This window comes from Weizmannia sp. WK01 (assembly GCF_025905465.1).
Taxonomy (GTDB): Bacteria; Bacillota; Bacilli; order Bacillales; family Bacillaceae_C; genus Weizmannia; species Weizmannia faecalis.
Window position 1 is genome coordinate 2,226,839 of sequence record NZ_CP109616.1, and the last position, 22,642, is coordinate 2,249,480.

A 22,642-nucleotide genomic window follows, 5' to 3' on the forward strand; every position below is an offset into this window, starting at 1 on the left:
TAACAGAATGTCCAAGTTTTTAAGGGGAACGATTATATTGCTCGCCGCAGGCTTTGTAACAAGGGTGCTTGGTTTTATCAACCGGATTGTCATTGCCCGGTCGCTCGGGGAAACGGGTGTCGGGCTCCATCAGATGGCTTTTCCGACCTTAATGCTCGTCATTACGGTAACCCAGCTCGGGCTGCCGGTCGCGATCTCGAAATGCATTGCCGAAGCAGACGCGGTCGGGGACAGGGCGAAAATTAAAAAAATTCTTGTCATCTCCCTAACGGTTACCATTTCGCTGTCGGCCGTTTTTACGCCCGGGCTGATTTTACTCGCGCCGTATCTGGCTGATCATTTATTCACAGATCCGCGCGTCTATTACCCGCTTGCCGCCATCACGCCGATTATCCCGATTGTGGCGGTTTCCGCTGTATTGCGCGGCTATTTCCAGGGGAAGCAAAACATGAAGCCTTATGCCGTCTCGCAGGTCATCGAGCAAAGTGTGCGGATTATGCTGATCGCATTTTTTGCCAATTTGCTTCTGCCGTACGGGATTGAATATGCGGCAGCAGGGGTGATGTTTGCATCGATATTGGGAGAACTGTCATCCCTTCTTTATATGTTTACGATGTTTAAACTGAAAAAGCAGATTCGCGTCCGCAAACATTTTTTCAAAGCCGTAAAATCGGGGAAAGATACGTTTTACGAACTGATGCGCGTGGCGGTTCCGACCGTCTGGAGCCGGCTGATCGGCAATCTCTCCTGGTTCCTCGAGCCGATTGTCGTCTCCCACTGCCTTGCTCTTGCCGGTGTCGCTTCACATCTTGCGACAAAACAGTACGGTTCTTTAACCGGCTTTGCGATGCCGCTGTTGATGCTCCCGTCTTTTGTCACGGTTTCCTTGTCAACCGCCCTTGTGCCCGCAATCAGCGAAGCAAATTCCCGGAAAAATGCCAGACTTGTTGAACACAGGCTCCAGCAGGCATTGCGTTTTTCCCTTTTAACCGGCGGCATTTCGGTTGTCATCCTGTATGTCTTTGCAGAACCGCTCATGCAGGCGATGTACGGGACGGCAAACGGGTCACAGTTTATCAAAATCATGGCGCCATTTTTTATTTTCCAGGCATGCCAGGCGCCGCTCCAGGCCGCACTGCAGGCAATGGATCTGGCAAAAGCGGCGATGATCAACAGCATCATCGGAGCCGTCGTGAAACTGGGCACCATTTTTGTCCTTGCTTCCCGCCCGGAGTTCGGGATCAACGGCGCCGCGATCGGCATCATGGCGGGAATGGTGCTTGTGACATTTCTTCATTTTGCAACCGTTTTGAAAAAAATCCAGTTTACCCTGTATGTCCATGACTGGGCCAAGCTTCTGGCTGTTTCGGTCGTTTCCGGCGCATTCGGGCACTGGTGGTTCACCGGTATAATGGCGCAAGACGCATCTTTCCTGCGGCTTTTAGTGGGCATTTGTTTGACCGTGGCTGTTTATGCTCTGCTGCTTGTGATGACAAAATTGATCCGCCGGTCCGATCTCATGTATGTTCCGATCCTGAATAAATGGCTATAAAAAGAGCAATAGGCCCTGCATGTTCCGGCCGGGCTTATTGCACATCATCCAGATCAATATAAAACTCGCCATCCTGATAACTGCAAAACGAAATCCGGCTGATATCCCCGTACCCTCTTTTTTGCAGCTCGCTGCGCAGCCATGCTTCGGTCTTGTTGCTTTTCTTTAAATTGTTTTGCTGGATTTTCCCTCCGACAATGAGCGGTTCCGTATAGGATGCCGGTTTGTTTTTGTTTTTGCTTTTTTTCACCACTGACAGCTGCCCGGAAGTTTCCAGAATCGCAAATTCCACATCCGCAATATTGTCAATATCTTTTGAACGGAGCTGCATCAAAAGGTCGTCAAAATTGTAACGCTGCTTGCGCATTTCTTTTTCATCGATTTTTCCTTTACTGATGAGAATGCTCGGCTTGCCGTCAATCAGCTTGCGGATCCGGTTGCTGCGGAGCGAGAAAAGCGCCAGCGCGATTTGGATGCCGAGCAGGACAACCATCGGCAAAAGGGTATTTACAACGGGCTCACTGTGGTTTTCAATGGCAACGACCGCCATCTCCCCGATCATGATAAACACAACAAGATCCAAAACGCTCAGTTCGCCGATCTCCCTTTTTCCCATCAACCGGAAAATAATAAGAATGGCAAAATACATCAGAAGTGTCCGAAAAAAAATAATCAATAAATTTTCCAACGCCAATCCCCCCGTTCGGTCAAAATCATGTATTTAGTATGCGCAGCATGCTTAAAAAACTCTCAAAAATCTTTTGCCCGGTTCTTTTTGCTGTTTCCAGGCATATGCTTGTACTGAGGAAAAAGCTTGTCAAAGGGGGAGAATGAAAATCGGAGCGCAAAAATACAGTATCGGCCTTGTTTACGGGCTGGGCGTCATTTTTGTCCTGCTTGCCATATCAAGCCTCGTGATTTCACTGATTCTGCGGTTTTCGGATATGACGGAGCATGCTTTGCATACGGCGGTCACGATGATTTCTTTTTTCAGTTTATTTCTCGGGGGGCTCGTCGGCGGCGGAAAAGGAAAAAAGAAAGGGTGGCTCCTCGGCAGTTTGACGGGGATCCTCTACACAGCGATTGTTTTTCTCGTCCAGTACCTTGGTTATGATGAACTCTTTACGGTGAAACAAGCCATTTACCATGCTTGCTATATTGTTGCCGCCGCAATGGGGGGCATTTTAGGGGTCAACCTCTTCTCAGGAAGGTCACGGGAATCCTGAAAAAAAAGCGCCGCATTACACGGCGCTTTTTTTATTTCGTTTCTCCGGCATTTTTTTCTGCCACTGTTTTGTCTGCTTTCTGGCTTTCGACTTTTGCTTTTTTCGCTGCAACGGATTCCGTTACTTCACGGATCGCCGAGCGGTCAAACGTCAGCCGCGTGCCGTTGTCGCATCTTAAGACGACTTTATTTTCATCAATCGAATCCACGGTTGCATGCAAGCCGCCGATGGTGACAATTTTGTCCCCTTTCGCCAGATTGCTCTGCATCTGCTGGATGTTTTTCTGCCTCTTTTGCTGTGGCCTGATGAGCAGGAAATAAAACAGGACAAACAGAATCACCAAAGGCAGTAACTGAGCCCACGCCATCTGAATCCTCCCTTCTTTAGTTGCTTGTATTAGAAATTTTTTGCATCCGGACGGTTAAATCCGTATTGCTCAAAAAATTCTTCCCTGAAATCAAGCAGCCGGTCTTCGCGGATCGCCTGCCTTACATTTTCCATTAATTTTAACAAAAAATATAAATTATGGTAAGTGGTCAGACGAATTCCGAAAGTTTCGCCACATTTAATCAAATGCCGGATGTAAGCGCGTGAATAGTGCCGACATGTATAACAGTTGCAATGCTCATCTAGCGGGCGGAAATCGCGGGCGTACTGCGCGTTTTTGACAACGAGCCGGCCGGCTGATGTCATCACCGTGCCGTTTCTTGCAATCCGGGTTGGCAGCACGCAGTCAAACATGTCAATGCCGCGGATGGCGCCGTCAATCAAAGAATCGGGCGAACCGACCCCCATCAAGTAACGCGGCTTGTCCGACGGAAGCAGCAGTGTTGTAAATGCGAGCATCCGGTTCATCACGTCCTTCGGCTCGCCGACGGACAGGCCGCCGATCGCATAGCCCGGGAAGCCGAGCGACACAAGGGCATTTGCGCTTTCAAGCCGCAAATCTTCATACGCGCCACCCTGTACGATCCCGAACAAGCCCTGCACACCGGGGCGCGCATGCGCACGGAGACAGCGTTCCGCCCAGCGCGCTGTCCTTTCCACCGACTGTTTCATATATTCATAAGAAGCAGGGTACGGCGGGCACTCATCGAATGCCATCATGATATCGGAACCGAGCGCATTCTGGATTTCCATTGATTTTTCCGGAGACAAAAACAGCTTGTCCCCGTTTAAATGGTTCCGGAAATGGACGCCTTCTTCCGTAATGTCCCGGATCTTGCTCAAGCTGAAGACCTGGAACCCGCCTGAATCGGTCAGGATCGCCTGGTCCCAGTTCATAAATTTGTGCAGCCCGCCTGCCTCTTTAACAATATCATGCCCGGGGCGCAGCCACAAATGATATGTATTGCTCAAAATGGTGCCGGCCCCCATTGTTTTCAATTCTTCCGGCGACATCGTCTTCACCGTGGCGAGCGTTCCGACCGGCATGAACATCGGGGTATCATAGGTGCCATGCGGCGTATGGAGTTTTCCGAGGCGGGCGCCTGTATGTTTTTCCGTTTTGATCAGTTCATAAGTAATGGCAGCCAAGTGATGCGCTCCTTCCACTATTTAATCAGCATCGCATCCCCGAAACTGAAGAAACGGTATTTTTCTTTTACCGCCGTCTCGTAGGCATGCAAAATATTTTCCCTCCCTGCCAATGCGCTTACCATCATAATAAGCGTCGACTTCGGCAGGTGGAAATTGGTGATCAGGGCATCAATTGCTTTATATTGATAACCCGGATAAATAAAAATATCCGTCCATCCGCTTGAGGCGGCAATTTTTCCACCATGGGCGCTTGCCACCGTTTCAAGTGTGCGGGTGGAGGTGGTGCCGACAGAGACCACACGGCCGCCGTTTTCTTTTACTTCCATAATCGTGCGGGCCGCTTCTTCTGATACCTGGTAAAATTCCGCATGCATATCATGGTTTTCAATATTTTCCTCATTGACGGGACGGAAGGTGCCAAGGCCGACATGGAGCGTAATATAGACTATTTTCACGCCCATTGCTTCAATTTTTTTCAATAACGCTTCCGTGAAATGGAGCCCGGCCGTCGGCGCAGCGGCAGAACCCGGTTCTTTTGCATACACGGTCTGGTAGCGGTCCTGGTCCTCGAGCTGTTCTTTAATATAGGGCGGCAGCGGCATTTTTCCGAGTTCATTCAGCACTTCGTAAAAAATCCCTTCGTACCGGAATTTCATTACCCGGCCGCCATGGTCCAGCTCCTCCGCACAAACGGCGGAAAGCTTTCCGTCGCCAAACCGGACAACCGTCCCTGTTTTCACACGTTTTGCCGGTTTGACAAGGGTTTCCCACCGGTCTCCTTCGAGCTGTTTTAAAAGCAGCACCTCAATTTTTGCGCCTGTTTCGTCTTTTATGCCGATCAGCCTTGCCGGCAATACTTTTGTATTGTTCAGGACAAGGCAGTCCCCCGGGCGCAGGTATTGCGTAATGTTTTTAAATACGCTGTGTTCAATTTCCCCTGTTTTTTTATCCAGCACCATCAGCCGGCTGTCCGAACGGTTTTTTAAAGGCGTTTGGGCAATCAGCTCTTCCGGCAGGTCATAATCAAATAAATCGAGTTTCATTGTTGCTTCCCCTTCGTTTTGAATTCCATTTGCGGCTACTTGAACCGTCCAATGATATATAATAACACACTTAAGATCACGCTTAAAAGGATCGATGTTGCGATTGGAAAATAAAAGGTTGTGTTCCCTTTTTTAATGAGGATATCGCCGGGCAGCCGGCCGATTTTCGTAAACTGCAACAACAGGCCGAGAGCAAAAAGAATCACGGCGATCGTCATCAGCACTTTTCCAAATCCGCTCATTCCGGCACCTCCATATGAAAATGCGCATAGCAAAGCGGGGTCGCTACCCTGCCGCGCGGCGTTCGCTGCAAAAAGCCAATTTGCAGCAAATACGGCTCATATACATCTTCAATCGTTTCCCTTTCTTCCCCGATGCTGGCCGCAATCGTGTCGAGCCCGACAGGACCGCCCCGGAAGCGCTCTATGATCGCTTTTAACAGTTTATGATCAATATGGTCAAGCCCGCGTTTGTCAACTTGCAAAAGTTCAAGGGCATAATTGGCGATCTCAAGGGTTACCTTTCCGTCTCCTTTGACCTGGGCAAAGTCGCGCACCCTTCTTAACAACCGGTTCGCAATCCGCGGCGTGCCCCGCGAACGCCTTGCAATTTCCGCCGCCCCCTCAGGCTCAATCGCCGTCTCAAGGATGCCGGCTGTCCGCAGCACAATTTCCGCCAGTTGCGCTTCGTTATAATATTCGAGCCGGCTGATCACCCCGAACCGGTCGCGCAGCGGTGCTGAAACCGAACCAGCCCTTGTCGTCGCCCCGATCAAAGTAAACGGGGGCAAATCAAGGCGGATGGAGCGGGCACCCGATCCTTTGCCGATTACGATATCAAGGCAAAAGTCTTCCATTGCCGGGTACAGCACTTCTTCAATCGCTTTCGGCAGGCGGTGGATTTCGTCAATAAACAGCACTTCCCCCGGTTCAAGCGCGGTTAACACGCTGGCAAGATCGCCCGGCCGCTCGATGGCAGGCCCTGAAGTCGTCCGGATGTTCGCGCCCATTTCGTTTGCGATCACGGCGGCAAGCGTCGTTTTGCCAAGCCCCGGCGGACCGTAAAGCAGCACATGATCGAGTGTTTCGCGCCGTCCTTTTGCCGCTTCAATAAACACGGCTAAATTATGCTTCACTTCATCCTGGCCGATATATTGCGCAAGGGTTTGCGGCCTGAGGCTCATTTCAAAGGAAACTTCCTGTTCGTTTGCCTCGCCGGAAACTACGCGGTCTTCCATGCTCTCCCCTCCTCCATTATTTTACCATTGCTTTTAAAGCGAGTTTAATATATTCATCCGCAGAAAGCACTTCTTCCGGAAGTTCAGGCACCACTTTCGCGATTTCTTTTTCCGAATAGCCGAGCGCCGCCAGAGCGAGCACCGCTTCTTCGAGGTTTTGGTTGGTGGATGCAGGCACCGCTTTTTCCCCGCCTGCCTCGTCCGGCATCTCCGGTACGAGGCCTTGCAGCTTTCCTTTCAGATCAAGAATCATCTGCCTTGCCGTTTTTTTGCCGACACCGGGGAATTTGACAAGGAAAGATTCATTTTCATTCTCAATGGCGTCAACGACCTGCTGCGGCTGCCCGTACGCTAGAATGGCAAGCGCCCCTTTTGGCCCGATGCCGGAAACATTAAGCAGCTTTTGAAACAGCGCCCGTTCTTCCGCCGTTTCAAAACCGTAAAGCGCGATCAAATCTTCGCGCACATGCTGGTATGTAAAAATTTTTCGTTCCTGCCCGATGCTTTTTGAAAAAATATACGGGTTCGGCGCCAGCAGCCGGTAGCCGATCCCCCCGTTTTCCACGACAACGTAATCCGGGCTCACGGAATCAATGATGCCTTTAATATATTCGTACAACCTTCCCACACGCTCCTCAAAAACTTGCTATCCCATATTGTACCACAGAACGCAACCGTTTTGGGAACGAATGTCCGGTCTTGCCCTTTTTTTCCGGCCGGATGGTTCCTAAAGCTGAGGCGCTTTTCCTGTTTCCATGGCGGAAGGAAACCGGCATCCGGAGACAGATCCGTGTCCGTGTGGCATACCGGGCTCACTTTTTTTCGAATACTCGCTGCCTCTTAACGACCTTCCCGGATTTCCAGCCGAAACCATCGTCCGGGTTTTAACGGCACGATTCTTTAGCCACAGTGCAGCCGGTTTAAAAACGGCATGGTCCCCTTTCCGCAGTGCACCGGTCTAAAACAGCATGGTCCTCTCTCGTAGTGCGCCGGTTTAAAAACAGCAAGGGCCCTCTCCACAGTGTAACCGGTTGGATACAGGGCTAACCGGCTTTGCTGCAAAAAAGTCACTTTCCGCACCCGGCCGGACCGGGTGCGGAAAGTGACTGGGACATTATCATTCGGCGTTATGGTAAACTTCCTGGACATCGTCATCGTCTTCCAGCCTGTCCAGCAATCGCTCCATCTTTTCTTTTTGCGCTTCATCCAAAGCAATTGTGTTTTGCGGCACCATGGTAATTTCTGCTCGGGCAAACGTAAAGCCTTGTTCCTCGAGGTTCTTCTTCACATCCATGAATTGCTCCGGATCTGTATAAATTTCAAACACTTCATCGCTCGTTTCCATTTCCTCGGCGCCTGCTTCAATCGCGGCAAGCAGCATTCCGTCTTCATCTATCTCGAGCCCTTCCCGCTCAATGACAAGATAGCCTTTGCGGTCAAACAGGAAAGACACGCATCCGTTTTCGCCGAGATTTCCGCCGTTGCGCGAAAACGCAACACGGACATTGGAAGCGGTCCGGTTTTTATTATCGGTTAAAGCCTTGACCATGACGGCAACGCCGCCCGGCCCGTACCCTTCATATGTGATTTCCTCGTAATGTTCGGCGTTTTGGCTGCCGCTTGCTTTCTCGATGGCGCGTTTAATATTGTCATTCGGCATATTGGCGGCCTTTGCCTTTTCAATGACTAGGCGGAGGCTTGAGTTCGCTTCCGGGTCAGGCCCGTTTTTCGCCGCTACATAAATTTCCTTTGCCAGTTTTTGAAAGATTTTTCCGCGCTTTGCATCTTGCGCATTTTTTCTGCCTTGAATATTTTTCCATTTGGAATGGCCGGACATGGCCATCACTCCTTTCTGACAGCGCTGATACAGTCCCCTATTACTATACCATACTCGCCCGAAAGGAGGATGAAAAGCATTATGCTGGCCGTAAGCGTCCAGGTTTTTCCGTTATGCTTGCAAACGCCTTTTTACTTCTTTTTGAAAGCGGGCGCGTTCCCCGAATTGCCCGATGGAAAGCAGGGAAAGATGCGGCCAGTACTGCTCTTTTTCTTTTTTGCCGCTTCCAACAAACCGGTTCCACTCTCTTAAAACATCCGTCGGGTAAAGGAGCGCCTCAAGAAAAGTTTCCCTGTCCGGCGCACCGTCCAGCATTCCCCACTTTTCAAGAGCAGCAAGCGACCATGAAGCAGCGGGCAAAACCCGGTTGCAAAACTGGAGATCATCGGTCCAGGCCGGGGCAAGGCGGGCAAGGTCAAAATCAATCAAATACAGTTCCCCGTTTTTCGCACGCAAAAAATTATGGTGGGCAACATCACCGTGCGTGATGCAATACGGCGGACGGTGAAGCAAATGCTGTTTTTTCTCAAGCCGGTTTAACGCCTCGGCTGCCCATCTTTCGTACGCGGCAAAATACGTTTCCGGCAAATACCGGACAATTTGTTCTTTGTTTTCCAGAAATGTCCGGTACCGCGCCTGCCATTTTCTCAGCTGGAAAAAGCGCGGAAATTCCATTTTTACGGCTTGCGGAAAGTGCGCGGTCTTTTCGTGATACTGTTTTAACAGGCGGAAAGCGGCGTGGATGTCTGCTTCCGTCCCGAAGGTAAAACCGGCCGGGTCTTCTTCAATGTATGCCATAAACCCAAAAGCTTTGCCTTGAAAGGGGCTGTCGTTGTCATCTTCCAGAAAACGGCAAGTTTGGGTGAAACCGCTTTTCCGCAGTTCCGATGTAAGCAGCATTTGCCGTTTAAGGCGCGTATCGGAACCATATTGCTTCATGATCACTTTCTTTGTCTTTGTTCCGATAAGCCATACCCGGTCACGCAACCTGCGCCAGTCAACAATCGGTTCCTGCAGTCTGTTTTCCGCATAAAGAAGGAGACGTTTGGTTTCGTCTCCCTCTTGTCTCCGGCCGCCCATTATTTTTCTTCTTCGCCGGAAGGATCCCGTTTTTCCTGCGGCTGGTCCGTTTTTTCGCCCCGGTCATATCCGAACGGGGCCTGCATCCCGTACGGTTCCTGCATGTCGTATGGTGGTTGCGACATCCCGTATGGCGGTTGCGGCATGCCACCAAATGGTTCCTGCATGCCGTACGGTTGCGGCGCCATCCCGTACGGTTCCTGCACGCCGCCGTAAGGTTGCTCCTGGCACCCGCATGGCTGCTGGTGCGGCGGATACGGGGCGTACTGCGGCATCGTTTGCGGCGGCATGTACTGCGGCATATAGGCGGAGCTTTCTGAAGCAGCGCCGTATAAAGGAGCCTGCTGCGCTCCCCATTGCGGCGCGGCGGCAGGATGTTGCGCAGAAACCCCCGCTTGCATACCGGGGCCATACGGATAAGGAGAAGACGAAGAGGATTCTTCTTCCCATTCATAACCTGGCATCACTTGCTGCCCCTCATGCCATGCCGGCTGCTGCTGCGGCATAAACCCTGCCGGCGCGGCCATCGCCGGTATTTGCGTGAACCCTGTTGGCGCGGCCATCGCCGGCATTTGCGGATAGGCCATTGGGTACGGCATCGGATATGGGACTTGCGGATATGGCATGCTGTAAGGAGGCGGGAAAAATCCGGCGTGCATGTCCCCTCCCCCGCAGCCGCAATCGTATACCGGCATCACGGGCGGACACGGATTATACGGTACATACATTTCCGGGCACTCTTCCTTTACCGGCATGGTGTAGTGCACGCTTTCCGACGATTCGCTTTCATGGTGCTTCGGCGGCGGTGCAGCTGTATGGGTTTCGATTTCAGCCATATTGGTCACATAGTAATTATGGATGTCAATTTCAGGAATGACCGGTTGCGGCATCACCGGCTTATAAATCGTTTCTTTTTTTTCAACCACTTTTTCTTTCACCTGTGTTTCTTTCGGTGCTGGCGCTTTTGGCACCTCTTTTGGTACCGGCATTTCTTTTGCGACGGGCATCTTGGCCTCAGGCATTTGCTCGTACGGATGGGTCACGAGCGGCATTTCTTTTGCACCCGCGTGGCCCGTATAACCTGCATGGCCTGTATGTGTCTCTTTTTTTACCATGCCGCCCGTTGTCGGAACTTTAATTTTCATGCCGGGCATAATCATTTCCGGATTGGATAATTGCGCATTCAATTTTTTCAATTCGTCAAAATCGGCGCCGTATTTTTTGGCGATTTTCCAGAGCGTATCGCCTTTTTGCACGATATGGATTTTCACACATTTCCCCTCCTCAAGGCTTAAGTCCATACATTCTATGTGGTGCCGGGCAAAATGCGATTGATTTTACATAAAAACTTATGAACGTCCCGCGTCCTTTATGCCCTTTAAAGGGTTGATTCTTTCATCCCGGCGCCTTCGTATGATAAAATCCGAATGAGGCCGAATGAATGGGGGGAAACGCTGTTGGCAGAGAAGAAAAAAATTCTTGGGGATGAAAGGCGGCATTTGATCCTCGAATGGCTGCAGAATAGCCGGGAGCCGATTACGGGCGGGGAACTGGCAAAAAGGACAAATGTGAGCCGGCAGATTATAGTAAATGATATTACGCTCCTGAAAGCGAAAAACGAACCGATCCTGGCAACGAGCCAGGGATATTTGTACATACACCCCGCCGGTGCGGAAAACAAAGTGGAGAAAACGCTTGTTTGTATGCATAGTCGCGAACAGGTCGCAGATGAGCTGAATTTGCTCGTGGACCACGGGGTGACCGTAAAAGATGTCAAGGTGGAGCATCCGGTATACGGCGATCTGACCGCCTCGATCATGGTCTCCACCCGCGCAGAAGTGGCCCGGTTTATCCGCCAAATTGAAGAAACAAATGCCAGCTACTTATCCGAATTAACAGGCGGCATCCACTTGCATACGGTGGAAGCCGCAAGCGGGCGGCAGGTTGAAGAAGCGGAACAGGCGCTGAAAGAAGCTGGCATTTTATTTGCAGAAAATGAAAAAGAGCTGCCCTAAACATAAAGGACAGCTCTTTTTCATCACCCATCCGGCCTAAAAACCTGGGTTTAAAGCTTGTTTTGCAAAAAAAAAATAAGCCCGGGTTCCAGCCGGGCTTATCCTAACATTCTTGAAGAAGCGATCATCATTTATCCGCCATATACCTATAATAGGTCCCGAGTTCTTTCACGGTGCAGCCGAGCGCGTGGATTTCCTCAAGCGAAAAGCGGACGAGCTTTTCTTCTAAGGAGTGGTTCAGGTCAATCATAAAAAAGTAGTTTCCAAGCCCCGTCTTTAACGGCCGCGATTCAAGCTTGCTCAAGTTAATCTTTCGCCAGGCAAAGGCAGACAACACCTGGTGCAGTGATCCGGCCTTGTCCGTCGGCAATGTGACCATGATCGTCGATTTCAGGAAATCAGGCGTTTTTTCGATATGAAGCTCCTCATTTGAAAGGACAATGAATCTCGTATGGTTAAACGGATAATCATGGATTGCACGCCTGACAATTTCAAGACCGTACAGTTCCGCTGCCATTTCGTTGGCGATCGCCCCCCATTTCAGTTCCGGGTGTTCGCTTACATATTTCGCAGCAGCGGCCGTAGAGCCCATTGCTTCCACTTCCGCATGCCGGAATTCCCGGCGCAGAAACTGGTGGCACTGCGCAAGCGCATGGGAATGGGAAATGATTTTTTCCGTTTCCCGCCAGGCGCCGGCATTTGCAGGATGAACCATAAAATGCTGCTCGATCGGCACAATGATTTCCGCGCGTATCGGCGGCAGTTCTTCATGATACAAGTAATCGACCGTTAAATTTACCGAACCTTCCAGGGCGTTTTCAAGCGGAACAACCGCCATATCCACCTGTTTTGTCTTCACGGCTTCTAGACATTCCGGAATCGTCCGATACGCAACCCGGCTGGCCTCCGGGAACACTGACTGGACCGCGATATCGGTAAACGTCGCTTCCGGCCCGAAAAAAGCTGCTTTCATTTCCTCTCCCCCGCCGGCCGGAGTTCTAGGCTCCGGACCCTAATATTTCTACTTTATTGACAAACTCAAATGCCTGCAGTTCTTCCAGCAGATCATTTAAACTCCTGTTGATCCCGGACACATTCAGCGAAACAGTGACATTTGCCCGCCCCTGTATCGGAATCGTCTGGTGAATCGTTAAAATATTGCATGAGTAAGATGCAATAATCCTTAAAATTTCGGATAATGTCCCGGACCGGTCTTCCAAATAAAAAAACAAGGTCACAATTTTTTCTTTTACAACCGAATGGAACGGAAAAACGGTATCGCGGTATTTATAAAAAGCGCTGCGGCTTAAGCCCGCTTTTTTCGCCGCGTCCCCGACCGATACCGCTTGTCCCCTTTCCAGCAGTTCTTTCGCCTGAAGTGTTTTGATCATCGCTTCCGGCAAAACATCCTCACGCACCAAGATAAACTTATGCTCTGCTTTCTTTTCCAAAGTGCCCTTTCCTCCACTCGGGAGCCGGGATTCCCCGGCCCAGCACGGTTAATCTACAAATTCAAACTCAAAATCCAAAAGGCGGACGGTATCGCCGTTTTTCGCGCCGCGTGCACGGAGCGCGTCATCAATGCCCATTCCGCGCAGCTGGCGGGCAAATCTCCGGACAGACTCGTCATGGCTGAAATTTGTCATTTTAAACAGCTTCTCGACTTTTTCCCCGTGGATGACGAAGCTGCCGTCCGGATCGCGTGTAATGGTAAAATCGGCCTTTTCTTTTTCATGCTTGTACAATACACGGGACGGTTCCGCATCCGGTTCTTCGCCAGCATGAAGCGGGAAGGCAGGTGTTTCATCGAGCAGATCGGCAATCGCAAACAAAACATCCCTTAATCCTTTGCGCGTCACCGCGGAAATCGGGAAGACGCGTGCGACATCGCCCAGCTTCTCTTTAAACGCCGCCAGATTTTCTTCCGCGCCCGGAAGGTCCATTTTATTGGCAATAATGAGCTGCGGGCGCTCAGAAAGGCGTTCATGATAAGCTTTCAGTTCTTTGTTGATCGTCAAATAATCTTCATACGGGTCGCGCCCTTCCACCGCCGCCATGTCAATGACGTGGACGATCAACCGCGTCCGTTCGATATGGCGCAAAAACTGGTGGCCGAGCCCGACGCCTTCGTGCGCGCCTTCGATCAGCCCCGGCAGATCGGCCATGACAAAACTTCTGCCGTCCTCCGTTTCGACTACACCGAGATTCGGCACAAGCGTCGTAAAATGGTATTCCGCAATTTTCGGGCGTGCCGAAGAGATAACGGAAAGCAAGGTTGATTTCCCGACGCTCGGAAAACCAACAAGGCCGACATCAGCAAGCAGTTTTAATTCAAGAACAATATAACGTTCCTGGCCCGGTTCGCCGTTTTCGGCAATTTCCGGAGCGGGATTGGCCGGTGTCGCAAAGCGGATATTGCCCCTGCCGCCGCGCCCGCCTTTGGCAATCACTGCCCGTTCCCCGTGGCGCGTTAAATCGGCAATCGTTTGTTTTGTATCATCATCAATGACGACCGTTCCCGGCGGCACCTTGACAATCATGTCTTTCGCCCCGCGGCCGTGTTTTCCTTTGCTCATGCCGTTTTCGCCATGGTCCGCTTTAAAATGGCGCTTGTAGCGGAAATCCATGAGCGTCCGCAACCCTTCATCGACTTCAAAAATGACATCGCCGCCGCGGCCGCCATCCCCGCCGGCAGGGCCGCCCATCGGCACATATTTCTCGCGGCGGAATGCGACCATCCCGTTGCCGCCGTCCCCGCCTTTCACATAAATTTTCACCTGGTCCACAAACATAAAAGATAAAACCACCTTTGCAATTGCTGTATCGTTAGGCTTTCAGAAAGATTATTTCAACCGGGAAAGCGGATTGCGGGTACGCGTGGATCACGTTCATCCCCGGACAATCGTTTTCCAGAAACCCGGCAAGCAGTCCGTACTTTTTTATTGTACCGCTAAACTCGAAAAAGAAACGGGCGCCGGATGGCAAAGTGCTGACCGACAAAGATAACCGGTTGTCTCCGTTTGGATCGACTGCTTCTTCAACGATAGCGAAAAAATTCTTCATCCAGCCGGTCAGCTCCCTATCGTCCGGTAGCACATTCCGGTCCACATCCAATATTTCGTATGCAATCCGCACCGTGTGCCCTTCCCAGTTATATGTAAGCAAAAGCTCGGCAAATTCCGGCAGATGCAAATTTGATAATTTTGACTCCTGCTGCGCTTCCCGGATAATGTCTTCCACAATATTTTTGACCTTTTCCATTTTGTTCAAGCTGGCGTATCCTTTGATCAGCTGCACCTTGTTCAGCCAGTCATGCCTGGCGTGGCGAAGCACGTCAACCGTCGTCCATTCCCGCATTTTCATAGCTCCCGTTCTCCGAAATAGGTTATGTTTAAGTATAGCAAAAATTGCCTCATGTTGCACGGGACGCGAATGATAGCGGCATGTGCCCGGCACTCGCCAGAAGAACGCGACAACCCGTTTTTTGTACGTTTTTCAGAACGGGAGTGGTTTATTGGAAAATGCAAAAGCCCCGGGCCGCGAATATCGCAGCCCGGGGCTTTATGGGTTAGGCTTCTTGTGCCACCGGATATACGCTCACTTTTTTCTTGTCGCGGCCGAGTCGTTCAAAACGCACAACGCCGTCAACTTTCGCAAACAAAGTGTCGTCGCCCCCGCGGCCGACGTTTTCGCCCGGAAAAACTTTCGTCCCGCGCTGGCGGTAAAGGATCGAGCCGCCTGTTACGAACTGGCCGTCCGCACGTTTTGCGCCGAGGCGTTTTGCAATCGAGTCACGACCGTTTTTCGTGGAGCCGACCCCTTTTTTGGAAGCGAAAAACTGAAGATCTAATTTCAACATGATGCTCACCTCCTATTCAAAGGTTATATGGATAAATTCGCCGTATTCCCGTTCTATCGTCTCGAGGGATACAACCATGCCTTCAAGCAGAATCTGCACTTTTGTCGCCTGTTCTTCCGAAAGATGCGAAGGGATTTTGCATTCCAAAAGGCCTCTTTCGGACTGGCGGATTTCGGGTTCAACCCCCGCCACTTGCATAATGGCGTTCACCGTCCCGAAAGAAACAGCGGAAGCGCCGGCACAGACAATGTCCTGGCCGTATTCGGCAAATTCAGCATGGCCACTCATTTGAAAAGATGAGATGTTCCCATTCTTTTTGCGTTTGATGCGGACCCGGATCATGCCGCGTGCACCTTACGCATTGATTTTTTCAATGACCACTTTTGTGTACGGCTGACGGTGGCCTTGTTTTTTGTGGTAATTTTTCTTCGCTTTATATTTGAATACAACGATTTTTTTCGCACGGCCGTGTTTTTCCACTTTACCCGTAACCGTAGCGCCTTCAACAACAGGGCTACCGACTTTTACCGATTCGCCGCCGACAAAAAGAACGCGGTCAAATGTAACCGATTCGCCTTCTGCTGCATCCAATTTTTCAATATATACAGCTTGGCCTTCTTCTACTTTGATTTGTTTCCCGCCGGTTTCAATAATTGCGTACATCACTGCACCTCCTTAAGACTCAGACTCGCCAAAGACAGGCGTTTTACGAAATGTAAAAACTTGCAAAGCCTGTTCCTGAGCGGTTGTAGCACAGGGCGCTACAAACATAACATACTGATGGTAACACACACTTTTTCCTTTGTCAATTGGGATCTTTGCCTTTTGCGGCAAGGCCGGCTGCCGTCCCGAACTGCCGGATGGCATAAAACGGATGCGGATCGCGAGTGATGTGAAAAATGAGTTTCATGCCGAGCAGGTTTTCCAGCCGCTTTAAATGTACGTCCGTTTCCCCGCAAAAACAGTCCTTCACATCTTGCGTGCATTCAATCAAGACGGCTTCGTAATCCGCGTACGGCGCTTCCCACAGCTCGCGTTCGAGGCGGAAAGCAAGCGTCTCGGGGCTTTCGATTTTGCCGCTGCCCCCGCAGACCGGGCAAACGGAAAGCAGTGCCTCGGGGAGCGATTTACGCGTTTTCTTGCGCGTCATTTGTAAAATGCCAAGCTCCGTAAAACCGGTGATGCGGGTTTGTTTCTCGTCGTTTTCCAGTTCTTTTTCAAGCACCGCCCTCACTTGTGCGCGCTGTTCATCGCACTGCATATCGATAAAATCGACAAGAATGATGCCGCCGTAATCGCGCAGTTTCAGCTGGCGGCCGATTTCTTTCGCCGCAAGCAGATTCGTTTTCAGCACCGTTTCGGCCTGATCCGTTGTACCCGTATATTTTCCGGTATTCACATCTATAATGGTGAGCGCTTCTGTTTCGTCGATGACAAGATAGGCGCCGTTTTCAAGCCAGACCACTCTTTTCAAGGCTTCCTCAAGCGTCCGGTCGATACGGTAGCGGGTAAAAATATTCTGTTTTCCGCTGTAGAGCTCAAACGACCAGTCCAGTTCCGGCCGGCCCGCAAGCAATGCTTTCAGGCGGGCAAGTGCCTCCGCATCATCCACGATCACCGTGCCGCTTTTTAAGCGGACAAGTTCGCGGAAAATTTCCGCTTCCACCGTGCTTTTTTCGTGCAGAACAGCCGGTGCTTTCAGTTGTGCCGCCTTTTCGAGCAGGCATTTGTACCGAAGCCTGAGGCATTTTAGTTCATCGCGCCACCCGTCCCCGCCGGCATGGATGGCTGCGGTCCGGACAATGATTCCTTCCTGCGGTTCAAGCGCTTTGCGGACCCTGTTCCGCCACTTGTTCCGGTCTGCATCATCCGCTTTTTTGGAAACAGCCGTGTACTTTCCTTCCGGCAGATACACAATCTGTTCCCCCGAAAGCTCAATGATGCCGGTTAAAAGCGGACCTTTTTGCCCTGTTTCATCTTTTTTCACCTGGACCATAACCGTCTGCCCGGGCGAAAGATAAGCTGAAATCGTTGGATTCGAATTTTTGCTGTTCACAAAAGCAGGGAGCCGGCTGATATGCAAGTAACCGTGCCGGATGCCGCCGATATCAATAAACGCGGCATTGATTCCGGGTTTGACGTCTGCCACCTTGCCGAGATAAATATTCCCGACTTTTGCCGCATCGCCCGGCTGCCGGATGCGGATGGCAGATACTTTGCCGTTTTCGATGACCGCATATCGTTTTTCCCTTGTTTTCACGTTGATGATGATTGATCTGTCCAAAAAATTCCACCACACTGTCTTCGCTTTCAGCCGCTTCTATTGCGGCTTCCATCAATAACTATACAGGATATCGCTTACTTTCGCATTGGTTTGCTTCTCGGAAAAAAAGGCATGAAGGAGTTCATTTTCATCAAGCTTCCCGACTTCCACCCCGTTTTTAAGGACAATGAGCGGATGTTTGCGTCCCCGTTTAAAGCTTTCGAGCACTTCATACAAGTATGCGCCCGCATCCACCTCGATCGTTTCCAGATGACGGAGCGGATCCCTTTTTCCATAATACCGTTCAAGCAGGAAACGGATAAAAACAAAGTAAAGCTGTTTCCATTCTTTCCAAAGGGCGGCATATAAATAAACGGCGATCGCCCAGACGTTCAAATTTGCCGGCGCATTCAGCAGGGCGGCCGCATGAAAAAGGAGCAGCACGATAAACGAACAGCAAATCGTCATCCGGAATGCGCGCAAAAAAGGATAAACCGTGGAAAACGCCATATTCAGCAATTTCCCGCCGTCAAGCGGCCAAATCGGGAGCAAATTAAAAAAAAGAATGGCCCGGTTCCACTCCCCGATTTGCGTATACATCTGTCCAGGCAAGACATCGAAGCGGAACAACAAATACGCGAAAACGGCGATCCAAACATGCTGGAGGGGGCCTGAGAGTGTCACGATCAGTTCTTCTTTCAGCGGGCGGTTTCCGTGTTCCTCTGTTTCAGCGACGCCGCCAAACGGCAAAATGGCGATTTTTTTAACCCGCCATGAAAAATATTGCGCCGCAACCGCGTGCCCCATTTCGTGAATGAAAATGATCGCAAACAGCAGGATGAGATCTTGGAAACGGGCGGTAACAGCAGCAATGGCAGCCACGAGCCAGAAAAGGGGATGGATTTTGATTTTTTTCAGAAGCCAAAACCGCTCACTCAAATTTAATCACCTGGATCGGATCGATAAAACCGCCGTCTTTTTTAAGCGCAAAATAAAATTCCCCTTTTTCCCCGCTGCTTCGCGCCGTGCCGACCTTTTCGCCCATCTTGAGGCTGTCATACTGGCCCACATCGATTTTGCTGAGGTTTGCGTACCATGTTTCCGTTGAATCGGCATGCTGGATAATAACGGTATTGCCGAGTTTTGGCTTTTTCCCGGCAAAAATGACCGTCCCGCCGCTCATCGCTTTCACGCTTGCGCCCGGCTTTGTTTCAATCGTAACCCCTCTTCCATCAGCAGAAAAACGGGTCAGAATTTTTCCCGATACCGGCATGGCATATTGCGAATCTTCATTGGAAGCAGCGGTTTCCGTTTTTGACGATTTTTCCGGGAAGAGCGCAACCGGCTTGCCAAACTTTTTTTCATACCAGGCGGCTGCTTTTGCAAATTGAAATTCGGACGCCATTACCTGTTTGACGGCGGCTTTCGGTTTGTCAAATTCCGGACGTTCCGATTTAAACAGAATCGCCACAACGAGGACAAGACAGGCAGAAGCCAGAATTTTAAACAGCATCGTTTCTTTTTTAAAAAGCGGATGCGGCGTTTTGCCCGGCGGTTCATATACATGTGTGCCCTCATCTTTGATCAGGCTCGCATAGACCGTTTCTTTGCCGTTATAAGCCTGCTTGATCGTTTTTCTCCGCTTCGCCATTTGTCTCCGGATTTCATCGGCGCGGTTTCCCAATCGATTCACCCCTTCTGTACAGGCATTCGTTTATTACCAATGTATGACCTGTCCAAAGCGGTTAGAACCGGGAACAAAACAAGCCGCCCTGATCGTTTGGAAAAACGTTCAGAAACGGCTCTGCTATTAAGAAGATTTCGAATTGAATAATTTTTTAAAGCGCGCAAACATGCCGGGTTTCTGGTCTTCAAGCGGCATTAAAGGCACCGTTTCCCCCAAAATCCGGCGGGCAATATTCCGGTAGGCAAGGGAGGCGCGGTTCGTCGGATGGAGCGCAATCGGTTCACCCTGGTTCGAAGCGCGGATCACTTCTTCATCATCGGCTACAATCCCGATCAAATCGATTGATAAATGGCTTGTCACTTCATCGATGTCCAGCATGTCCCCGCTTTTCATCATATGGCTCCGGATCCGGTTGATGATCAGTTTCGGCGGCTCGATATGTTCTTCCTTTTCCAAAAGCCCGATGATCCGGTCGGCATCCCTTACCGCCGAGATTTCCGGTGTTGTCACAACAATCGCCTGGTCAGCGCCCGCCACTGCATTTTTATATCCCTGTTCAATGCCGGCCGGGCAGTCAATCAGAATATAATCGTAATCCTGTTTTAACCCGTGGATCAATTGTTTCATCTGTTCCGGCGTGACGGCGGATTTGTCGCTTGTCTGGGCAGCCGACAGCAAAAAGAGCTTGTCATCGAAACGCTTGTCCTTTACGATTGCCTGGTGGATTTTACAGCGGCCTTCTACGACATCGACTAGATCGTAGATAATCCGGTTTTCAAGCCCCAACAGGACGTCAAGATTGCGGAGCCCGATGTCTGTATCGACAAGACAGACTTTCTTTCCGAGAAGCGCGAGCGCAGTCCCGAGGTTTGCCGATGTCGTCGTTTTGCCGACGCCGCCTTTTCCGGATGTAATGACAATCGCTTCACCCATATGAGAACCCTCCTTTTAATCTTGTCATATTCGGCCGCAAAGTTTTCAACACTTGCAATTTATCAATGATAATATGGTCCGATTCATCTATGTAAGCACATTCCATCTCATGCCGGTCTTCTTTCCCGTAATCATCAGGCGCCCGGTTCAGACAATCGGCAATCCGGATTTGGGACGGAACCATATTGGAAGCGACAACAACGGCGTCCCTTCTCCCGCTGTAACCGGCGTGCGCAATGCCGCGGAGGTTTCCCATGATAAAAATATTGCCGTTTGCAATCACGGTTCCGCCCGGATTGACATTGCCGACAAGCAAAAGATCGCCTTCCGCCTTTAACACCTGACCGGACCGGACGATGGTGGTAACAGGCACAATTTCATTTTCCACTTTTTCGCGCGCAGCCGCTTCTTTTGTAATGACATTGCTGATGATTTTATCGACAACAAGGTTCCGCCGGGCACGCACAAGGCTTTTGATCTCTTCTTCCTGCGCTGGCGTCAAATAGCGGTTGCCAAGCTGAATTTTGACGGCAAGGATCGGGCTGTTTTCCTCCTCATCGACAGACTGGGCCAGTAATTTTTGTTCTAATTCCGCCTTTAAAGCTTGATAGGAGCATTGGTCGTTTAAATGCAGCACAATTCCGTCTTTCGTGCCTTTTATGGTTACATTTTGCGTTTTCTTCATTTCAAACTGCTCACCTCAACGGCTCAATAAATAACGACACATCCGAAATGGCTTTCAGACGGCGTTTTGCGGCCCGGCACGCAGGAATAAGCCTCCGTGCGTGCGGTTCCGGCTGGTTTCGGCCCGCAAACCCTTTTGCTTTTTCCATTCCCCCTTGTCCGGATCATTCGACAAAAAGGCGGAAAATCCTTCTTTCCCATTTTAACAGATTTTCTCCCCGCCGGTTATTCCTTTTCTTCTTCCCTTGCACGCCGCTTTAAAAAATTCCCCATCGGATACCATGCCAAAATAAAAAAAGCGGCATTTAAAATCAAAGTCGGCCAAAGCCTGAGCAAGAGAAAATCGTCAAATCCCATCACCTGCGGATTAATTAAAGCATTGATGCCATAGACCAAAAATTCGACAATCGCCATGTTCAAGACTGCCACAAGCGTGCCGGTGAAAATATTGGACTGGAGGATCCTGTCCATTTTTTCTGTCAGGTAAACCGCAAGCGGATAGAAAAACAGATAAACGCCCAGAATGCCCGTGTAAAAAGCATCAAACAGCATGCCGAATACAAAGGCATAAATGATGGAGAGCCTTTTTCGGTAATGCATCCCCATTAAAATCAGCATAACGAGCAGAAAATGGGGAACAATGGTAAATTTTCCGCCAAAAGAACGGGCGGCAAAAAATTGGGCAAATAAACTTTCAGCAATATAGCACAGGCTTAAAATCAGAGGGAGCACGATCCGTTTCATCACTGCTCTCCTCCTGCGCTGCCTAGGTTCACTGCTTTCCGGTTGATGATGAGCACTTCGCGGACATCATAAAAATTGGCTGCCGGCTTCACATAAGCGGTTTGCGTCAGCCCGTTTTCATCCGGGGTTACTTTTTCAATGTCACCAATCAGAAGCCCGCTCGGAAACATGCCGCTTAAACCGGATGTCACGACATGATCGCCTTTTTTGACTTTGATATTAAAATCAAGCTGTTTCAAAAGCAGCATTTTTGCTTTTTTGTCGTATCCTTCGATTAAACCGTAAGCGTCTTTTTTGGCATTTTGCACTTTGGCGGATACGCGGTTCGTTTCATCGGGCGAGCTCAAAAGTTCGACGGTTGAATAAAATTTGTCGACCTGCGTCACTTTTCCGAGGAAACCACCTGAAGTGACGACAGCCATGTTTTTGGTAACGCCGTTGACTTCGCCCTTATCTATCACCACTTGCTCGTACCAATTATCCGGGTTGCGTGCAATGACCTGGGCCTGAATGGACTCTGAATCTCCAAGACTGTTTTTTTCCTTTATAATAGATCTCAAATTTTCATTTTCTTTTTTCAGTTCATGATTTTGCGCTTCCAGGCTTGTCAGCTGTTCCAAATGGGATTTCAGTTTTTTGTTTTCAGTATATGTATTTTTTAAGTCCTCGATATTGTCAAAAAAACCGGCAAGGGCATTGGCGGGTTTGGCAATGACGGACTGGCCGAGCCCGACGATATCGCGCACAAACTGTTCCGGTTTTGAAATCCGGTCGCGTTCCCTAATGGAAAATCCGATCATGGCGACAAGCAGAATGACACTGATTAAAAGGACGATCAATCGTTTATTCAAAAAAAACTGTGGCATAAAATCCACTCCTATAACACTTTGTTCCGGCCATTCCCGGATTGAAAACCATTCTCCCGCCAGAAAAAACCGGCAGG

General features: G+C 50.2%; 27 protein-coding genes and 1 other annotated feature. Of the genes, 3 read left to right on the top strand and 24 right to left on the bottom strand.

From position 1 onward, the window contains the following. The first annotated feature begins 7 nt into the window (after positions 1–7). Positions 8–1,552 carry a stage V sporulation protein B gene (spoVB, locus tag OF158_RS10660; RefSeq protein ID WP_035184519.1) on the top strand — a complete coding sequence of 515 codons (1,545 nt, stop codon included), beginning with the start codon at positions 8–10 and terminating at the stop codon, positions 1,550–1,552. 34 nt (positions 1,553–1,586) lie between these two features. Here the strand turns inward: spoVB and OF158_RS10665 are convergent, their stop codons facing one another. Next, positions 1,587–2,240 (bottom strand): DUF421 domain-containing protein, encoded by a 654-nt coding sequence (locus OF158_RS10665; RefSeq protein WP_035184518.1) that lies wholly within the window; start codon positions 2,238–2,240, stop codon positions 1,587–1,589. A gap of 142 nt (positions 2,241–2,382) precedes the next feature. Between OF158_RS10665 and OF158_RS10670 the strand changes: the two genes are divergently transcribed. Then, a complete protein-coding gene (locus OF158_RS10670) occupies positions 2,383–2,778 on the top strand; it encodes a TIGR04086 family membrane protein (protein WP_035184515.1) in 396 nt (131 codons plus the stop codon). Between the two features lie 31 nt (positions 2,779–2,809). Here the strand turns inward: OF158_RS10670 and yajC are convergent, their stop codons facing one another. The 9 genes from yajC to safA all read right to left on the bottom strand — a co-directional run bounded on the left by yajC (position 2,810) and on the right by safA (position 10,785). Beyond that, positions 2,810–3,145, bottom strand: coding sequence for a preprotein translocase subunit YajC (gene yajC, locus OF158_RS10675; RefSeq protein WP_014097884.1), 336 nt, complete (start codon positions 3,143–3,145; stop codon positions 2,810–2,812). Between the two features lie 29 nt (positions 3,146–3,174). Then, the gene (tgt, locus tag OF158_RS10680; RefSeq protein WP_035184513.1) at positions 3,175–4,314 is read right to left on the bottom strand and encodes a tRNA guanosine(34) transglycosylase Tgt; all 1,140 of its coding nucleotides are present in this window, start codon (positions 4,312–4,314) and stop codon (positions 3,175–3,177) included. A gap of 17 nt (positions 4,315–4,331) precedes the next feature. Continuing rightward, on the bottom strand, positions 4,332–5,360 hold the full coding sequence (gene queA, locus OF158_RS10685) for a tRNA preQ1(34) S-adenosylmethionine ribosyltransferase-isomerase QueA (RefSeq protein WP_029141942.1): 1,029 nt from the start codon (positions 5,358–5,360) through the stop codon (positions 4,332–4,334). Between the two features lie 35 nt (positions 5,361–5,395). Further along, positions 5,396–5,602 (bottom strand): DUF2905 domain-containing protein, encoded by a 207-nt coding sequence (locus OF158_RS10690; protein WP_013859790.1) that lies wholly within the window; start codon positions 5,600–5,602, stop codon positions 5,396–5,398. Beyond that, positions 5,599–6,597, bottom strand: a complete 999-nt coding sequence (gene ruvB, locus OF158_RS10695) for a Holliday junction branch migration DNA helicase RuvB (RefSeq protein ID WP_017552653.1) — start codon at positions 6,595–6,597, stop codon at positions 5,599–5,601. Before ruvB ends, OF158_RS10690 begins: the two co-directional genes overlap by 4 nt. Positions 6,598–6,613: 16 nt before the next feature. Continuing rightward, positions 6,614–7,216: a Holliday junction branch migration protein RuvA gene (gene ruvA, locus OF158_RS10700; RefSeq protein WP_035184511.1), complete on the bottom strand. Its 603-nt coding sequence runs from the start codon at positions 7,214–7,216 to the stop codon at positions 6,614–6,616. Between the two features lie 498 nt (positions 7,217–7,714). Beyond that, positions 7,715–8,434 (bottom strand): YebC/PmpR family DNA-binding transcriptional regulator, encoded by a 720-nt coding sequence (locus tag OF158_RS10705; RefSeq protein WP_035184508.1) that lies wholly within the window; start codon positions 8,432–8,434, stop codon positions 7,715–7,717. Between the two features lie 111 nt (positions 8,435–8,545). Next, positions 8,546–9,514, bottom strand: a complete 969-nt coding sequence (locus tag OF158_RS10710; RefSeq protein WP_014097877.1) for an aminoglycoside phosphotransferase family protein — start codon at positions 9,512–9,514, stop codon at positions 8,546–8,548. Next, positions 9,514–10,785 carry a SafA/ExsA family spore coat assembly protein gene (gene safA, locus OF158_RS17560; RefSeq protein WP_035184506.1) on the bottom strand — a complete coding sequence of 424 codons (1,272 nt, stop codon included), beginning with the start codon at positions 10,783–10,785 and terminating at the stop codon, positions 9,514–9,516. The genes OF158_RS10710 and safA overlap by 1 nt, the downstream gene beginning before the upstream one ends. Positions 10,786–10,941: 156 nt before the next feature. Here safA and OF158_RS10720 point away from each other — a divergent pair, with 156 nt between their 5' ends. After that, positions 10,942–11,529: a transcription repressor NadR gene (locus OF158_RS10720; protein WP_225620895.1), complete on the top strand. Its 588-nt coding sequence runs from the start codon at positions 10,942–10,944 to the stop codon at positions 11,527–11,529. Positions 11,530–11,656: 127 nt separating this feature from the next. Here OF158_RS10720 and pheA read toward each other — a convergent pair whose 3' ends face one another. From pheA to mreC, 14 genes are all read right to left on the bottom strand, one after another. After that, positions 11,657–12,502, bottom strand: coding sequence for a prephenate dehydratase (gene pheA / locus OF158_RS10725; RefSeq protein ID WP_014097874.1), 846 nt, complete (start codon positions 12,500–12,502; stop codon positions 11,657–11,659). A 25-nt stretch (positions 12,503–12,527) separates the two neighbouring features. Next, the gene (locus OF158_RS10730; protein WP_014097873.1) at positions 12,528–12,980 is read right to left on the bottom strand and encodes an ACT domain-containing protein; all 453 of its coding nucleotides are present in this window, start codon (positions 12,978–12,980) and stop codon (positions 12,528–12,530) included. A 48-nt stretch (positions 12,981–13,028) separates the two neighbouring features. Further along, positions 13,029–14,321: a GTPase ObgE gene (gene obgE / locus OF158_RS10735; RefSeq protein ID WP_017551053.1), complete on the bottom strand. Its 1,293-nt coding sequence runs from the start codon at positions 14,319–14,321 to the stop codon at positions 13,029–13,031. A gap of 34 nt (positions 14,322–14,355) precedes the next feature. Beyond that, positions 14,356–14,886: a Spo0B C-terminal domain-containing protein gene (locus OF158_RS10740; RefSeq protein ID WP_014097871.1), complete on the bottom strand. Its 531-nt coding sequence runs from the start codon at positions 14,884–14,886 to the stop codon at positions 14,356–14,358. 211 nt (positions 14,887–15,097) lie between these two features. Continuing rightward, on the bottom strand, positions 15,098–15,388 hold the full coding sequence (gene rpmA, locus OF158_RS10745) for a 50S ribosomal protein L27 (protein ID WP_013859801.1): 291 nt from the start codon (positions 15,386–15,388) through the stop codon (positions 15,098–15,100). A gap of 12 nt (positions 15,389–15,400) precedes the next feature. Continuing rightward, positions 15,401–15,730 (bottom strand): ribosomal-processing cysteine protease Prp, encoded by a 330-nt coding sequence (locus OF158_RS10750; protein WP_014097870.1) that lies wholly within the window; start codon positions 15,728–15,730, stop codon positions 15,401–15,403. A gap of 12 nt (positions 15,731–15,742) precedes the next feature. Continuing rightward, entirely contained in the window at positions 15,743–16,051 is a 309-nt protein-coding gene (rplU, locus tag OF158_RS10755) for a 50S ribosomal protein L21 (protein WP_013859803.1), read from the bottom strand. A gap of 11 nt (positions 16,052–16,062) precedes the next feature. Then, positions 16,063–16,146: a sequence feature (ribosomal protein L21 leader region), on the bottom strand. Positions 16,147–16,193: 47 nt separating this feature from the next. Continuing rightward, positions 16,194–17,672 carry an Rne/Rng family ribonuclease gene (locus OF158_RS10760; RefSeq protein ID WP_035184501.1) on the bottom strand — a complete coding sequence of 493 codons (1,479 nt, stop codon included), beginning with the start codon at positions 17,670–17,672 and terminating at the stop codon, positions 16,194–16,196. 51 nt (positions 17,673–17,723) lie between these two features. Further along, positions 17,724–18,590, bottom strand: coding sequence for a M50 family metallopeptidase (locus OF158_RS10765; RefSeq protein WP_014097868.1), 867 nt, complete (start codon positions 18,588–18,590; stop codon positions 17,724–17,726). After that, complete coding sequence (locus OF158_RS10770) at positions 18,583–19,335, bottom strand: M23 family metallopeptidase (RefSeq protein ID WP_017551058.1); 753 nt, start codon at positions 19,333–19,335, stop codon at positions 18,583–18,585. The genes OF158_RS10765 and OF158_RS10770 overlap by 8 nt, the downstream gene beginning before the upstream one ends. Before the next feature lie 126 nt (positions 19,336–19,461). Then, positions 19,462–20,271, bottom strand: coding sequence for a septum site-determining protein MinD (gene minD, locus OF158_RS10775; protein ID WP_035184499.1), 810 nt, complete (start codon positions 20,269–20,271; stop codon positions 19,462–19,464). Continuing rightward, positions 20,264–20,956: a septum site-determining protein MinC gene (minC, locus tag OF158_RS10780; RefSeq protein WP_035184496.1), complete on the bottom strand. Its 693-nt coding sequence runs from the start codon at positions 20,954–20,956 to the stop codon at positions 20,264–20,266. Before minC ends, minD begins: the two co-directional genes overlap by 8 nt. A 224-nt stretch (positions 20,957–21,180) precedes the next feature. Beyond that, positions 21,181–21,699, bottom strand: coding sequence for a rod shape-determining protein MreD (gene mreD, locus OF158_RS10785; protein ID WP_017551061.1), 519 nt, complete (start codon positions 21,697–21,699; stop codon positions 21,181–21,183). Beyond that, positions 21,699–22,565, bottom strand: a complete 867-nt coding sequence (gene mreC, locus OF158_RS10790) for a rod shape-determining protein MreC (RefSeq protein WP_017551062.1) — start codon at positions 22,563–22,565, stop codon at positions 21,699–21,701. Before mreC ends, mreD begins: the two co-directional genes overlap by 1 nt. Between the last annotated feature and the right edge of the window lie 77 nt (positions 22,566–22,642).